Origin of the sequence: Bradyrhizobium oropedii (assembly GCF_020889685.1) — a bacterium.
GTDB lineage: Bacteria > Pseudomonadota > Alphaproteobacteria > Rhizobiales > Xanthobacteraceae > Bradyrhizobium > Bradyrhizobium oropedii.
The window spans coordinates 16,302-31,315 of the sequence record NZ_JACMYO010000048.1 but is presented as its reverse complement, the minus strand read 5'-3'; the positions used below and the strand labels follow the sequence as shown (position 1 = coordinate 31,315).

The 15,014-nt window shown below is 60.1% G+C and carries 13 protein-coding genes and 3 pseudogenes; all 16 read right to left on the bottom strand.

The window, feature by feature from the left end:
• Positions 1–4 precede the first annotated feature (4 nt).
• The 16 genes and pseudogenes from H8A95_RS15695 to nodI all read right to left on the bottom strand — a co-directional run bounded on the left by H8A95_RS15695 (position 5) and on the right by nodI (position 15,014).
• On the bottom strand, positions 5–313 hold the full coding sequence (locus H8A95_RS15695; protein ID WP_229166928.1) for a GFA family protein: 309 nt from the start codon (positions 311–313) through the stop codon (positions 5–7).
• A gap of 1,813 nt (positions 314–2,126) precedes the next feature.
• Entirely contained in the window at positions 2,127–2,969 is an 843-nt protein-coding gene (locus tag H8A95_RS15690) for an electron transfer flavoprotein subunit beta/FixA family protein (protein ID WP_229166927.1), read from the bottom strand.
• Positions 2,970–3,243: 274 nt separating this feature from the next.
• A pseudogene (locus H8A95_RS43815) lies at positions 3,244–3,453 on the bottom strand (hypothetical protein); the annotation flags it as partial.
• A 46-nt stretch (positions 3,454–3,499) separates the two neighbouring features.
• Positions 3,500–4,144 carry an efflux RND transporter permease subunit gene (locus H8A95_RS43810; protein WP_312000924.1) on the bottom strand — a complete coding sequence of 215 codons (645 nt, stop codon included), beginning with the start codon at positions 4,142–4,144 and terminating at the stop codon, positions 3,500–3,502.
• A 184-nt stretch (positions 4,145–4,328) separates the two neighbouring features.
• Positions 4,329–5,873 (bottom strand): efflux RND transporter permease subunit, encoded by a 1,545-nt coding sequence (locus tag H8A95_RS43805; protein WP_312000923.1) that lies wholly within the window; start codon positions 5,871–5,873, stop codon positions 4,329–4,331.
• Between the two features lie 159 nt (positions 5,874–6,032).
• Positions 6,033–6,320, bottom strand: coding sequence for a hypothetical protein (locus H8A95_RS44450; RefSeq protein ID WP_376711662.1), 288 nt, complete (start codon positions 6,318–6,320; stop codon positions 6,033–6,035).
• Between the two features lie 355 nt (positions 6,321–6,675).
• Entirely contained in the window at positions 6,676–6,909 is a 234-nt protein-coding gene (locus H8A95_RS44685; RefSeq protein ID WP_476727254.1) for a hypothetical protein, read from the bottom strand.
• Complete coding sequence (locus H8A95_RS44445; RefSeq protein ID WP_376711661.1) at positions 6,824–7,513, bottom strand: TolC family protein; 690 nt, start codon at positions 7,511–7,513, stop codon at positions 6,824–6,826. The genes H8A95_RS44685 and H8A95_RS44445 overlap by 86 nt, the downstream gene beginning before the upstream one ends.
• Positions 7,514–7,746: 233 nt before the next feature.
• Positions 7,747–8,094, bottom strand: a complete 348-nt coding sequence (locus H8A95_RS15675) for a TetR/AcrR family transcriptional regulator C-terminal domain-containing protein (RefSeq protein ID WP_229166926.1) — start codon at positions 8,092–8,094, stop codon at positions 7,747–7,749.
• Entirely contained in the window at positions 8,078–8,431 is a 354-nt protein-coding gene (locus tag H8A95_RS15670; RefSeq protein ID WP_229183938.1) for a helix-turn-helix domain-containing protein, read from the bottom strand. The genes H8A95_RS15675 and H8A95_RS15670 overlap by 17 nt, the downstream gene beginning before the upstream one ends.
• Before the next feature lie 453 nt (positions 8,432–8,884).
• Complete coding sequence (nifA, locus tag H8A95_RS15665; RefSeq protein WP_229183937.1) at positions 8,885–10,708, bottom strand: nif-specific transcriptional activator NifA; 1,824 nt, start codon at positions 10,706–10,708, stop codon at positions 8,885–8,887.
• A 183-nt stretch (positions 10,709–10,891) separates the two neighbouring features.
• Positions 10,892–11,727 (bottom strand): annotated as a pseudogene (locus H8A95_RS15660) (SDR family NAD(P)-dependent oxidoreductase).
• A gap of 501 nt (positions 11,728–12,228) precedes the next feature.
• Positions 12,229–12,573, bottom strand: coding sequence for a nodulation protein NodZ (locus H8A95_RS44165; protein WP_312000922.1), 345 nt, complete (start codon positions 12,571–12,573; stop codon positions 12,229–12,231).
• A pseudogene (locus tag H8A95_RS44160) lies at positions 12,477–12,973 on the bottom strand (nodulation protein NodZ). The gene H8A95_RS44165 and the pseudogene H8A95_RS44160 overlap by 97 nt, the downstream one beginning before the upstream one ends.
• A 325-nt stretch (positions 12,974–13,298) precedes the next feature.
• Positions 13,299–14,090 carry an ABC transporter permease gene (locus tag H8A95_RS15650; protein WP_229166923.1) on the bottom strand — a complete coding sequence of 264 codons (792 nt, stop codon included), beginning with the start codon at positions 14,088–14,090 and terminating at the stop codon, positions 13,299–13,301.
• A 3-nt stretch (positions 14,091–14,093) separates the two neighbouring features.
• Positions 14,094–15,014: a nodulation factor ABC transporter ATP-binding protein NodI gene (gene nodI / locus H8A95_RS15645; RefSeq protein WP_229166922.1), complete on the bottom strand. Its 921-nt coding sequence runs from the start codon at positions 15,012–15,014 to the stop codon at positions 14,094–14,096.

Genomic DNA, 15,014 nt, shown 5'->3' with positions numbered 1-15,014 from the left:
GGCTTCACTCCAAGGTTTTATCTTTAAGAGAGGCTTCCAAGTCCTCGAGCGTCGAGCGGAACGCTTGCTCCCAATGCTCACCATCGAAATCGTCTATTCTTATGTTTTCGATCGTTCTGTTATCCAAGCATCGAATATTCACCCTGAACCCGGACGGGTTCGATCGGGGCCTATAGAACGGCTTTACGCCGCAAATCCGGCAAAACGTGTGCCGAGCGATGTTCTTGTTAAATTGATAGGTAGTGAGGAATTCTTCGCCACACTCAATGCTGAGCTTATCGCCAGCCACGAGCAAGTGCAGAAATCCAGACATTTGGCAGATTGAGCAATTGCATCGCACCGCAGAGAGTTCTCGCGGCGCTCGGCAATCTGCGCGAAATTTTCGGCTGCTGGCCGACACGAGGCCTCAAAGCAAAGGGACCGCCGCTAGTTTTTGCGCGTTCTGCGTACACTCGTCCAACATCCTGTGTTCTTGCAGGCTTACAGCAATTGCTATGCCAACCTGGCACTCCTCGGCAACTTTCTGAGTACGCTGAGAAAACGGTCGGGACCGGCTTGTCATTGCAGGTGTTTTGAACCTGACAGGAATTTGCGCGCGGTCAGAAACCGAACAGGATGTGCTCGAAGGTGCCTCATAGGGGACTGTTTCATCTTGAGCAAAGCGAGCGAGAACATCATCGCCACCGCCAACATCTAGATCGCGACCTGCTGCCTGGACGATGAAACGAGGTAGAGAAATCAGGATTGCCGGGGGTCCGTGTGGGCCAATCGACACCTCTATTGTCCGCGTCCATGCCCTGCGACAGCTGTCCGGCCAGAACGATGATCGGGGTAGAAGGGCAATGCACTTGGAGGCTGCCGGCCACATTGATGAATGGTTATCATCGCCGGGATTGCAGCCACCGAAGTAAGCCCCGACCGCAAGAGGGGAGCATGGACCGCAGTATGCAATTTCGACATCTGGGGAAAGTCGAGCGACACATTGCGCTTGGCGCCCAGCATATTCTTAATCAAGAAATGCGTGTCGCAGACATTGATCTTCGCAGATATGATTCGACGTTAGCCCGCTCACTCTTGGAAACGTTTCGGCTCATGCAAGCCCAGCACGTCGCACACCGCGAACGGATCCTTGGAGTGCTACGTCAGTGACGCCCCCTCGGTTGGCAACCGTAGCGGACCTGGGCCCCTGAACGCCGCGAGGTTCGCTTTCGGACCGTTGCGGGCCAATGGGAGCCGGACACGGAGCTTCGTATCGATGCCATCGGCGATGAAATCGGCTCGCACGCACTTGTAGACGAATCCGAAGGCAATCGCGTGTACGCCATTTTAGCCGACCAGGAATTGCCGGTCGAGAGGTCCAAGAAGGCCTTCAAAGACGAGTAATGTCTGGAACCCGGTGCCATCTCTCCGCGTTTAAATAAATTCCTCAAAAAGCGTCTGACGAGAGCTTAAAAGAGCAGGCTTCCATGTCCATGCGGTGGCGCGCGATCTGCTTGATGGTAAGAGCATGAGGCCCCACCTCGATGCTACGAAGCTCGCCCGCGACAGGCTGGCAAGAGCTGATCGGTGGAGGTGGCGCGATGGCAAATGCCATGCTTGACGTCAGAAAGTGATTCCTGCCGTCGTGTCGGGGCGATCACCGGGAACGGCGGCGGACGCCGAACGCGAGCGCAACAGGTGCCTTCTGGCGGAAGCCCGCAGCACGACTGCGCCTGACGGGTTGCGTCGTTGTCAGTCAAGACGGCAAGCGGCCTACACGCCGGCCACTTTTTGTTCTAAGTTGGGGTGAGTTGCAGCGGGTCTCGTCAGCTTCTCGAAAGCCAGCGCGAGGGAGCGATCGAGGGATCGTGACCAAAACAGTCGACAAAGGCCATCGGAGATGAACTTGCCTCGGTCCAAACGCTTCGCATAGAGCGACATGCCCAACCCATGTGCCAAACAGTTTTCACCAGGTCGCCGGCGGCCCAGAAAGATACAGAGGTGGCCGGCGTGAGGATTGCGCTTCAGCTTCCCTGAACCCTCAGCGCCAGGCTCTATATGCCCCGGTGAATGTCGGTGTGACCAGTGGCGAGCCAACCCTGACGCCTTCGGGATCGTAACGTTTATCGTCGCCAGGACTCTCCAGATCAAGCACCGCGGGCTAGTGCCGCAAGATCGGTTTCGAGCTTCGGTTGATGCTTAAAGATAGCTTCAATCAACGCCTGCGCTGGTTGTTCAGCGGCCTCAACCAGCGCCGCTTTCTCAGCCCGCGCAGAGGGAGCAAACACTCGCTTGACGACGGTCGGCGAGCCCTTAAGACCACATTTGGAGACGTCCTCGACGCCGGCGCCGTGCGCGCTCCATTTTACGATTGGCGCACGCGCGGCACGCAGGGCGTCCGCCATCGCGCCGCGCCGTATCTGGTTGGTCCCCTCTAGCATGGTGATGAGACAGGGCAGCCTCGTGTGCAAAACCTGGACACCACCTTCGGAGCGTCGCTCCGCTTCAATTGTACATGCGGCGAGATCTAGAGATCTGACCTTGGCGACGTAGGTTAGCTGCAGCACACCCAGCCGCTTTGCGATGCCGGGACCAACCTGCGCGGTATCGCCGTCGATGGTCTGCTTGCCGGTAAAGATAAGGTTTGGCGGTCCATATTCCTTACCAATTTTTCGGATGGCTGTTGCCAGTGCGTACGTTGTGGCCAGGGTGTCGGAGCCCGCAAAGCAGCGATCGGTGAGCAGTACGGCGCGATCAGCGCCAAAGGTCAGCGCTTTCCGCAAAGAGTCTTCCGCCGATGGCGGTCCCATTGTAAGCACGGTTATTTCACCGCCGAACCGATCGCGCAGCTCCAGCGCGGCCTCGAGCGCGAAGAGGTCATATGGGTTGATGATGGTCGGCACGCCCTGACGCATGATCGTATTGGTCACGGGGTGCACGCGGATCTGCGCAGAGTCGGGAACCTGTTTGATGCAGACGACATTGTGCACGGAGTTGCTCCAAAAGTTGCGACAGCTGCGAGGAGAACAGCAAGTGTTGTACCATCGCACCCGAATTTTAATCATCAAATTACTACAATGGCTTAAACGGATTCGATGACTCCTCTAGCCCGGTATCCCGACGAACGAATACCGACACGCGTCGGAGCTGCAACAACGCTATTCCGCTGGGCATGCCAGCTAAGATAGCTTGCGACAGATTACCGCCGCTAATCACGAGGGCTACGGACCAGTCGATGGTGGACGAAATGGAGTTGGAAGAGGCTTACCACGTCCGATTGTTGGAGCGTTTCGAGCACACCGAGCCGAGCTCCAAAGCCGAGCCCGTTGGGATGCCGTGCTTGCTGACGAGCCCCATCAGGGTGACGAGGCCGACCTGGGTGTAGATATTGATGCTGGCGCCACCGGGCCCGACGCTAATGAAGATCAGCGCGCCGGCGAGCGACATCGGCACCGATATCATGATGATGACGGGTCGACGAAGCTGTTGAACAGCGCGGCGAGCGAAAGATAGGTGATGATCAGCGCGAACAAGAAGGTGGTGATGAAGCCGCCAAACTCCTTCTCCAGCTGCCGGGAGGAGCCTGCGTAGCCGACCGAGTAGCCGGTCGGAAGCGACTGGGCGAGAGAGTCTTCAACGTTCCGAGCGCATCGCCCATTGCAACGCCCAGCATCGCCACGCCGGAAACGGTTGCGGCGTTGACCTGCTGGAAATGGTTGATCGCCTGCGGCACTGTCTTGTTCTCCAGACGGGCGACCGTCGCCAGCGGCAACATCGTGTTGTTGCTGGTGCGGATCTGGTAGCTCAGGAGCTGCTCGGTCGTGAGGCGGTCGTTCTGACGGACCTGCGGGATCATCGTGTAGGAGCGGCCGTCCAGGCTGAAATACTCGGCGTAATTGCCGCCGAGCATGGTCGCCAGCGAACCGCCGAGATCGCTCATCTTCAGCCCGAGATCGCCGGCCTTGTCGCGGTCGAATACGACCGTGCTCTTCGGCTTGTCGATCTTGAGGTCGTTGTCGAGAAAGATGAACTGTCCTGTCTTGCGCGCGTCCGCCATGAACTTCTGGTCGACCTCCTCGAGCTCGTTGAACGAACCCGTCGTGCCGATGACGAACTGGATCGGCAGCCCGTTGCTGCCCGGCAACGGCGGCGGCTGGAACGCCACCGAGCGCGTGCCCGCAATGCCGTCGAGTAGACCCTGCAGTTCAGGTGCCCTGCAGTTCAGGTTGAAGGGTGCCGGCCGCCGCGCTACGCTTGTCCCACGGCTTGAGCACCCAGCCGCCGATCGCCTGCGAGGGCGTGTCGATATGAAAGACGACGCTGGTTTCCGGGCGCTTGGCGATGAGGCCCTAGAGCTGCTGGCCATAGAACTGACGCTGGTCCGACGGCGCCGAATTGGTCATCGTCAGGATGACGCCCTGATCCTCGTCGGGGGCGAGCTCGCTCTTCGACGTCGAATAGAGCCAGGGAATGCAGGCGAACAGCAGCAGCGCGAATATCACCACGACGGATTTGGTAGCAAACACGGATTCGAGGCGGCGACGGTAGGCGGCGGTCAGCCACTCGAGCGCGTGATCGATCTTGTGTACCAGGCGCGCTTCCCAATTCGTGCTATCACGCTCCGTCCGACGTAGCAGCCACGCGCAGTTGGTCGGCGACAAGGTCAACGCGATGACCGCGGAGACGGTAACTGCACCGGCGAGCGTGAAGGCGAACTCGGTGAAGAACGCGCCGGTGAGACCGCCCTGGAAGCCGACCGGCACGTACACCGCGATCAGCACCACGGTCATCGCAATAATGGGGACTGCCGAGCGCGCCATGATGATGGCGTCGTCGACCACGAGCCCAATCGCGAGCACGAGAGCGAGCAGTGTCAGCAGATTGATCGAAAAACCCATCCGCAGCATCAGGGCGAAGGTGCCGATCAGCGACAAGGGCATCGCAATCACCGGGATCAGGACCGAACGCCAGGAGCCGAGGAAGAGGAAGAGGAAGACGACGAAGGTTACGATGCTGACCGCCTCGACCAGCGAATGGATGACCTCGTCGATCGAGCTATTCACGAAATCCGTGGAATCGTAGAGAATCTCACTGGCAATGCCGTTCGGCAGATTCGCGTTGATGTCCGGGAGTACCGCCTTCACGCCCATGACGACGTCGAGCAGGTTGGCGGTCGGCGCGACCTGGATGCCGAGATAGACCGCGGTCTTGCCGTTGAACTTGGCCGAGCTATCGTAATCGTCGTTGCCCAGCGTCACGTTCGCCACGTCCTTCAGACGGATAACGGCTCCGCCGGCCTGCTTGACCACGAGATTACGGTACTGCTCGAGCGAGTGAAGATTGGTGGAGGCGGAGAGATCGACCTGGACCAGGCGTCCCCTCGTCGAACCAAGACTGGCGATGTAGTCGTTGCCGGACAGCGCGGCCGATACGTCGGCCGCCGTGAGGCCGTAGGCTCCGAGCTTGTCGGCGTCGAGCCACGCGCGCAGGGCAAATTTCTTGCCGCCGATCAGCTCGGCAGTCCGCACGCCGGGAACGGCCGGCAGCCTCGGCTGCACCACGCGCGTCAGATAGTCGGTGATCTGGTTCGGAGCCAGCACCTCGCTCGTAAATCCGACGTACATGGGATCGATTGTCTGCCCCACCTTCAGCGTCAGCGTCGGCTGTTGCGCGCCGGCCGGAAGCTGGTTGAGGACGGAGTTGACCTTGGCATTGATCTCCGTCATCGCCTTGCCGGAGTCGTAGTTCAGGCGCAGGTTCACGGTGATGGTGCTGGTGATGCTGCTCGAGCTCACGTAGTCGATGTCGTTGGCCTGGGCGATGGCGTTCTCCAGTGGCGTCGTGATGAATCCGGCGATGATGTCGGAATCCGCGCCGGCATAGGCCGTCGTCACCGTGACGATCGCGTTCTGGGTACGGGATATTGCAGGATCGACAGCGAGGTCATCGAACGCAGCCCGAGCACCAGGATCAGCGTACTGATCACGACGGCCAGGACTGGCGACGGATAAAGATGTCCGTGAAACGCATCGTATCGGCTCTTGCTGCTAAGCTTACTGGTCGACCACGGAAGGCGCCGCCTCGGCGAGCGGAACGTGGGAATTGTCGATCTTGACCGAGCTGCCGTTGCGGAGCTTGATCCGGCCTGCGATCACGACGCTCTCGCGGGGCTTGATGCCGTCGGTCACCGCAATGCGGTCGCCCTTCGCGGGCCTCGCCTTGACGAATGTCTGCCGCGCCGCGCCCTGCCCGTTGTGTAGATTGTCGACGACGTAGACGAGGTCGCCTGAGTCCGCGACGTTCTGGAACGCGGAAAGCACCGCGCTCTCATAGGCCGCCATGTCCTGCTCAAGAGCGCCACGTCCGCTTCCTTGGTGTGGTAGAGCGCACCGCCGTCGATCAGCTTCTGGGTGACGGTGGAGGTCGCGTTCCAGGCGATGGTTCCGGGCGAGAACAGCTTGCCGGTCTCGCTCGCGCCCTACTGCCGGACAGCGTGATCTGCGGCAACAGATTAGCCACACCCACGCCGACGGTTGCCGTGGCCTGGTGCCGCGTCGCCTCTGGCTGGCGGATGTCCGGACGCTGCCGGACGAGCTCCGAAGGCAAGGACACCGGCAGCCGTCCAGGCAGGCGCAAGCTCGGCGAGCGTGACATGCTCGCCGTGATCCTGGCTCGGCAGCCGCCCGAGATAGGCCATCAACTAATTGCGTTGCTGCGCCAATGCTTCTGCAGCGGAGGCAGCGTCGCCTTGGCCTGCGCCAGGGTCGACTCCTGCGCCAGCACGTCGGACTTGGCGACGGCGCCAATCTCGAACCGATGCTGGATGCGCGCGAGCTGATCCGACTCAGGTTGGACGATCTCCTCGGTCGCGAAGATCTGGTCGCGCAGCCAAGCATCGGTGATTGCGGCCGTGTTGACGTTGGCGGTCAGCGCCAGGTAGCTCGCCTCGAGTTTTGAACGTCTGATAGTCGGCCTGCGCCTCGAGCGCCTCGAGCTGCCGGCGCGTGCCACCCCAGAGATCGAGGGCGTAGGAGACGCTGACCGACGTATTGAAGAGCTTGTAGAGCGGCCCTTGCTCGCGTGCCGCCGATCCGGTGCCGGTCACCTGCGGAGACAAGGCGCCCTGCTCGGCGAACACGGTCTCGCGGGCGGCACGTAGCGCGAATTCGGCGGATTCGACGTCGGGATGCCTGCGAACAGCTTCCTCGACGAACAAGGTGAGCTTTCGCGAACTAAGGGCCGTCCACCAGGTGCCCGAGACGTCGTTTCCCGGCGCGAACGATTGCGAATTGCCGCCCGGCGTGCCGGTGCTCGCTGTCGCGGCAAGAGCGAGCCTCGAAGGATGTACGGCCACTCCGCCTGTTTGCAAAACGCCAGTCTTTTTTGAAGCCAAATATAGAACTGTACGGTTCGGTACCGATATTTGGACACGAGATGTTCTGTCAACTAACGAAACTAAGTAGTTCAGTTTCTGAATGTTGTGAAAAAAGCGGCCCAATCGCGGGAATAGAGAATTTGGCGGATAGTCCTGCACGCGGCCCATCCTTCGAGACGTCCGCTTTGGCAGGCTCCTTGAGGATGAGGTCTCGGTGCGTGGAGAAATCTCGATACTCCTCATGGTGAGGAGCGCCGCCCTGCGGGGGGTCTCCGGACGATGCCTTGCATCGCCGGGCGAACCATGAGGCCGAGCACGTGCACCACGTGCGGTCGTTCTGCCGCTGATGGCCGTCTCGAACCTACGTGCGAAGGCGAAGCCGGCGCGATTTGCTATGGGCCGGCGTCGTTGCGGCAGGCCGCCAGGAAAAACGGTACGCTCTCGGCCACGTCCGTGCGGATGTGCGCTCGCAGCGCTTTTGGATCTTCGCCGAACACCGCCCGCATCAGCAGCGGCGCAATCACGAGGTCGAGGAAGAACTGGGCCGTCTTGGTCAGGCGCTCTGGAGCGAAGGCGGCAGAGGCCATGCCGTGCTTCGAGCGCGTGACGTCCTTCAGGACGCCGGCCGCGTGATGCATGCCGCGTTCGCGGATCATGCGCCCGACCTTCGCTAGATCGGGAAAGCGGCGCGCCTCAGCGACCGCCAGACGCCTGAAGTCGGCACTATCGGCGGTCAGCACATGCTTGAGTATCTCGGTCCCGAGAACCGTCAGTCGTTCTTCGAGCGTCCCGCCCGGCGCGCCCCGCTTTCGTACCTTCCTGCACTTTTGCCATGTTGCGCAGGGCGATCGCAGCAAACAACGCTTCATCGGTCGGGAAACGGGTATAGATCGCTGCCTTGCTGGCACGAGCACGACGCGCGATCTCCTCGGCGCTGACGCCGGCGAGTCCACGAGCCAGGAACAACTCGCGCGCTGCGGTCAGGATCCGCACGTCCACTTCGGCAGCCAGGTCCTTCGGCGGTCGCCCCATGCGGACCGTCTTCTGCGACGCCTCTACCTTATGTCGCTTCTCCATTCATCCACCATGGTTTGTCCGCTCAATCAGGCCTTCTGGGGGAGAGAGTGGACGCCATGATTTAGCGACGAACTGGCAGGAAGGAAATGAAACCGCCCGTTTCCGATCCGTCGATTTCGCATGTTGCGCGCCCACTAGATTCAGCGCTTCGAGCGGTGAACTTGCTCAATGTCGCGGCCGTCTCGTTGCCGCAGGTCGGCGACACGGCGGCATCGGTCAGGTGCGGCACAACGCAATGGTATCGACCTGTAGCGCGCCGGCGGGGTTCACCACCGCGTCGCTTAGTCCACCTCTCACCGAACCAAGTGAACTCGCGTTGCCACGGCGGCCCCGCAGGCGGGCGGGTCCTCTCCCTTGAGCTGCCGCCGAGGGGCGGACCGTCCCCTTCAGATTTCGCTGGGATTGGACGCGCCCTGAAACCGCCGAACATTGTCCTCTCATAGGTCCGTGGGTTCAGAACCGCTTGATCTCGATTGCGTACTTCCTCAGCGCGTACCCAATCTGGCGCGGCGTTAATCCGAGCAAGCGCGCTGCTTTTGCCTGCACCCAACCAGATTTTTCCATGGCCGCAATGACCCGCTCGCGATCGGCCATCTTCGAGCCACTTACGAGGACTGTACCGGGAGGCGCCAGTGAGCGCTGTTCACTGCCGACAGGCGGGACCGGCGCGGTCGCTTCAGATAGCGAAGTGATGGGCTTCGCGGGCACTGGCACGGTTGGTGCCGGCTGGACTGTCGCCTCCTCCGATGTAGTTTTCCACAGCATCGCGGAGAGGCACTGGCCGTGGCAACATGCAAAGTCATTTCTCACGATCGATGGCCCGGCCGACAGGGTCGCGGTGCGTTCGATGCAGTTTTCGAGCTCGCGGACATTACCCGGAAAGCCGCAGTTCATCAGCACATCGATCGCACTCGCCTCCAAAGTCAGCGTACGACCGTTCACGCTGTTGAAATTCCTGAGGAACTCGCCGGCAAGCAGCGGAATATCGCTGCGTCTTTCGCGGAGCGGTGGCAGCAGCAAGGGAACAACGCTGATGCGATAGTAAAGGTCTGCGCGAAACTCGCCTCTTGCCACAGCCTCTTCAAGGTTCTTGTTCGTCGCGCCTATGACTCGAACATCGACCTTTATCGTCTGGTTGCTGCCGACCCTCTCGAACTCCTGCTCTTGGAGGACTCGCAGCAACTTCGCTTGGAACGGGGCCGAGATCTCGCCGATCTCGTCAAGGAACAGCGTCCCCTTGTCGGCAAGCTCGAAGCGCCCCTTGCGCGAGCTGAAGGCGCCGGTAAAGGCACCTTTCTCATGACCGAACAATTCAGACTCCAGTACTGTCTCGGGCAGTGCCGCGCAATTCAACTTAATGAAGGGTCGCTTGGCGCGGGGAGACGATTCGTGAATGGCCTTGGCTACAAGTTCCTTTCCGGTACCGGATTCGCCGCGCAGCAGAACCGTGCTGTTCGATTTGGCTACGACCGCGATCTTCTCTAGCAACCCGCGCAGCGCTGGGCTGTCGCCAATGATCCCATGGACGGGTAGCTTCTTACGTTCCCGTTCAGGTTGCCTAAGCTCGAGCAATTTCTTTTGCAGCCGGTCCTTCTCCGCCATCAGCCGCTCGCGATCGCCGGCGAATAAGCGATGCAGCCTCACTGTCTGTCCCACCAGGTTGGCGATCATGGCGAGCAGCCGCGCATCATAATCGAGCCGGAGACTCGACCTTTTGTCACGGACACGGTCGACCGTCAGCGTACCCACGACTTTCGGATCTATGCGGATCGGAACTCCGATGAACGACACCGGCATATCATCCGAGGCACCGAGCACTTCCAGGTCAGCTGCGCTGAACGCCGGCTCCGCTGCCACGTTCTCGGCGACAAGAGGCCTGTCGGTCGCAACGATCTGGTCGATTGCCTTCCGCGGCAGGCGCATCCGGAAGCGGTCGTCGCTGCCTTCGCTCCAGCCGGCGCCCACGGTAATGTCCGGCAACCCGTCATCGTCGAACAGCGAGACGATCCCGTGTCGCATCTGCACAAACGATTGCAGAAGGCCCACGACGTTAGCCAGCGTGACCTCGAGCCGGCAGGGAGCGGTGAGTATTTTCGATATTTCGAAGATGCCGGTCAGCGCGCTCTCGCGCAGCGGCTCGCCCGAGAGCTCGCGCTCCGTCTCCGGCTGAGAGGCAGGTCTTTCGCGTGCGGAAGCGATATGCAGCATGAGGCGGTCTCCGTTATTTTGATCATCCTCCCTGGCACCTTGTTCGGGTTTACGAGCTTCGCTTTGCATGTCATGCTCGATCTAGCGCCATGAGTCGACGAGATCACGTAGAAGCGTAACACCTTTTCATGGCACGACGGTAACCTTACAGCGCCTTGATTTCATTTCTTCGAAATGGATGCGTGACGTCAGCGTAGAACACAAGCTCCAGCGCTGAAGCTCAAGGCAGCTGTGTTGCCCGGCTTGCTTGATTCACAGATGTTGCCCACCATTGATCGGCACCTCGGCCCCCGTGACATAGCTTGCGGCATCCGAACATAGGAAGAAGATGACCTTGGCCACTTCGTCGGGTGTCCCCACTCTGCGCAGCGGGATGTTTGGCACGAGACGCGCTTCTGTATCGGGCGACAACATGTCCGTCCTGATCTCGCCGGGCGCGATCGCGTTCACGCGAATGCCATGCGGCGCATAATCGTGGGCCATTTCACGTGTGAGACTCGCAAGCGCAGCTTTCGACGTCGCATAGGCGCTGCCGGCAAACGGATGCACCCGCGAACCAGCGATCGAAGTCACGTTGACAATCGATCCTGACGCGGCCCTTAGCGCGTCAAATAAACCCCGCGCCAACAGGATCGGGGCCACCAGATTCAAATGGAACACTCTCATCCAGGTTTCGGTTGACGTCGTCAGCGACGTCAGCCGGTCCCCATCGGGCGCCTTCGGCGAGATGCCGGCGTTGTTCACTAGCGCGTGCAAAGGTGCGCCCGCCAAGCGTTCCTTGACCTCCGTGATCAAGCACGCCAGCATCTGATGATTGCTGAGGTCGACTTGGATATGATCCTCGCGCCCGGACTCCCAGAGGCACCGCTCGCCGTCGAGCGTTGGCGCGCGCAAGAAATAATACGCCAACCTGCTTCCGAAAACAGCTGGGCGGTGGCATGACCAATTCCGCGCGATGCCCCGGTCAGCAATATCGCCTTCTGTTCTCCCCGATGGACGCGGGCTTTATCGGAGTGAAAGGGACAGCCCAAGTGTGTCTCCGGCGGTGGACGTCCGACCAGATCGTCATTTGGCAGATCGAGACCCACACCCACGTCCTCTCCTGTAGCGCCGATGGCGTATGCGTAGCAGAATTTGGACCACTACGATGCACGCAAAGGCGCTCCGGCTTTGCGTCCTAATGTCGCGCACGCCAAACGCTTGGCGGATTCGAGACACTGTGTGCGTGCTTTGCGACAGGGATGCCGCATCATCCACACGATGCCTGGAGCCCACTCGGCCTACTGCTAAGATCTAAGATCAGACACCAAGCCGCGCTCTCGTCATCGCGCAACCGAAGGAGCGAGCCGATGAACAGCGCCTCTCGTCGAGGCAACAATCGGTCAGGATGACGGAAACGCTCAGTAGCCGCGTTGACGCGACCTAAACCCGACGCACCGTCTCCGCACGTTAGGTTGGAGCGCCGCGGTTCGGGCAACCAATTGCCGCCCGGAAACATCGTGGCAGTACTGCTCAATGCAAAAAGCGGCCATCAAATCGATGAAGCGGGCTACGACTTTCATGAAGCCGCCAGCTCTTGTGAGGTTTCTTCAATCATGATCAATCGGCTCGCATCGTTCAAATCGAATTCTATGACGCGTGGCAAAGAGGCGCTCATAGCGCGTGAAAGCGCTCGTCGGAGGAAACGGGGCACAATGTCGCATTGCGCGGAGATACATCTCGATGAGCACGAAAAAGCCGCCCTCCGCCCCGAGCGCCGCACTGTGCAATGGCCCGGCCTGAGGCGCCTGGAATCGCTTCGGCATCGTGAAAACATCGGGAAATAGCTGACACCTTCTCAAGGACGAGCGCGCTGTCCATGCACAGGAAGCCCTAACAGGTGTTGCATGCGGTAAGGCCTTCGCCTTGTCGATGGCATTACGGACCTGTCGCAAGGCGCGCTCCGGATCGGCCCAGTAGGGCGCATGCCCCATAATATCCTCGCGCCTTTGCCGTGCCGAACACGAATGCCGATCACGGCATAGGGCTCAAAGTGCTCACGGAAGATGGCATCGATCCGCGCCTGAACTTCGGATCGCGGCTTGATGCTCCGAAAGATCTCTCGTTCAGACTCCTTAACTTAACGCCACATCCGGCAGGCATCGCATTTAACCGTATTATTTGCATCGCTATCTTGCTCGCTTTGGAATAGTCGATCGAGTTCATCGCGTACGCAGCATCCTCTTGCACCGGTTCGAAGAAGACCGGAAGGGCATTGGTGAACGGTTGATCGAGATAACATGACCCCGGCCAATCGATAACCAGGTTCCGTCCGGTCCGCTGCGCAAAACGCAATCGGCACTTGTGCTGCTGGCGAGCTGCGTCGGTAAAACTTCATAGCAGCGCTATCCGCGTAGTGGGTTCTCTCAAGGCTTTACCTCTTTTCTTCCATTCCGAATTGGTGCGTCGGTATACCCGATTTCAGCCGGATGCCCTTTTGCCCTACTCCACCTCGGATGGCCTGGCCTCCCGGACATAGAGGCATGGATGACCGTTCCGTGCCGAACGACCGAACCGGCGGCGTACACCTGGCTTGATTGCGTCCTTCTAAAGCTATTGCAGCTACTCCTGTGGCAGTTGACGCCGCGTTGACCCAGGGCACAGAGCATTGTGAATTTCGTCAACGCAGCAGTCGGCGCCGAAACAATGCCGTCGACACGAAGAAGGGCACTACCGCGTAGACGCAAAGCGCACCGACATGGAGGGCAGCGCCGCCGCTGGTCGCGTGCTCCAGCATCGCCGGGCGAATCAGGTCGACCGAATGCGCCAGTGGCAACAGGCCGGCGACGTGCTGAAATGAGCTCGGCAATTGGCTCATCGGAAAGACAGCACCACACAAAAACACCATGGGCGTCAGGATGAGCGTCTGGTAAAACACGAAATAGTCGTAGCTTGGCGCAAGAGATATGACGACCATTGCCAGACTTGCGAAGACAAGGCCGGTTAGGGCGACTGTCGGCATCGCATACAAAATGGACGGCCAGGACGCATAACCCAGCGTCGCAGCGACAATCCCGATTGCTGTTCCGGCCAGAACGGACTTACTGGCCGCCCACACCAATTCGCCCAGAACGACATCGCCAAGCGTGAGTTGTGTGGACAGGATTGCTTCCCAGGTGCGCTTGGCGTCCATCCGAGCAAAGGTTGCATACAGGGTTTCAAAGGTCGCGGACGTCATGGCGCTGATCGCGACCATGCCCGCTGCCAAAAACGCGATGTACGAGGTCCCCTCAACGCGGCCCACGATTAGTCCGAGGCCAAAGCCAAGGCCAAACAGGTTGGTTATGGGATCTGCGAGGTTGCCGAGAACCGATGCGAGTGCGACCTTCCTCCAAGCCAGGAAGTTTCGACGCCATACCGCGATCCAGTTGGACGCGTTAGTGGGCATCAGCGCGGCATAACTTTCACCCATCTTTCATTTCTCCATCTCGCGCCCAGTCAGCCGCAAAAACACGTCTTCGAGATTCGGCGGCCTCTGCAGAATGCGAAGGCCCGCTCGCCCGCGCAGTTGCACACGTACCTGCTCCGGATATTGCGCATAACAGAACAACGTCTCTCCACTCACTTCGATGTGCCGCGCGTAAGGCCTGACCAGCTCAGTGAGCTCATGTGGATCACCGCCATAGATCTCGATCACGTTGCATCCGATATGCTCGTCGATTAACGCGTCCGGCTTGCCTTCGGCGATCTTGCGTCCACTCTCGAGCACGCACAGCCGATCACACAGGCGTTCGGCCTCTTCCATGAAGTGAGTGGTCAAGAGGATCGTCTTGCCGCGCGAAAGCAGAACTCGCAGGCGTTCCCAAATCAAGTGGCGTGCGTGCGGATCAAGGCCAGTCGTGGGCTCGTCCATGACGAGCAGATGCGGGTCATTGATCAGGGCACGCGCAAGCGTCAACCGCCGTTTCATGCCGCCCGACAGCGCGGCGACGCGCACGTCCGCCTTGCTTTCGAGACGCGCAAACTCCAGCAACGAGGGTACGACCGCCTCGATCTTGCGAGCGCTCATGCCGAAGTAGCGGCCAAAAACCCGCAGGTTCTCTCGTACGGTGAACTCGAGTTCAAGGTTATCGAACTGCGGTACCACGCCAATGCGCACACGTGCTACACGAGCGCGTGCAGGCACAGGCTCATTGAGGACTGTAATCTTGCCTTCGTCGGGCGACATCATCCCGAGGAGCATACGCGCAATCGTGCTCTTGCCGGCGCCATTCGGCCCGAGCAGGCCGAAGCATTCTCCGCGCGCAACCGAGAACGACAGCTCATTGACGATGATCTTGTCGCCAAATGACTTGCTTACGCCGGCAAGGTCGATTGCTGCGGTGGACATGTTCAT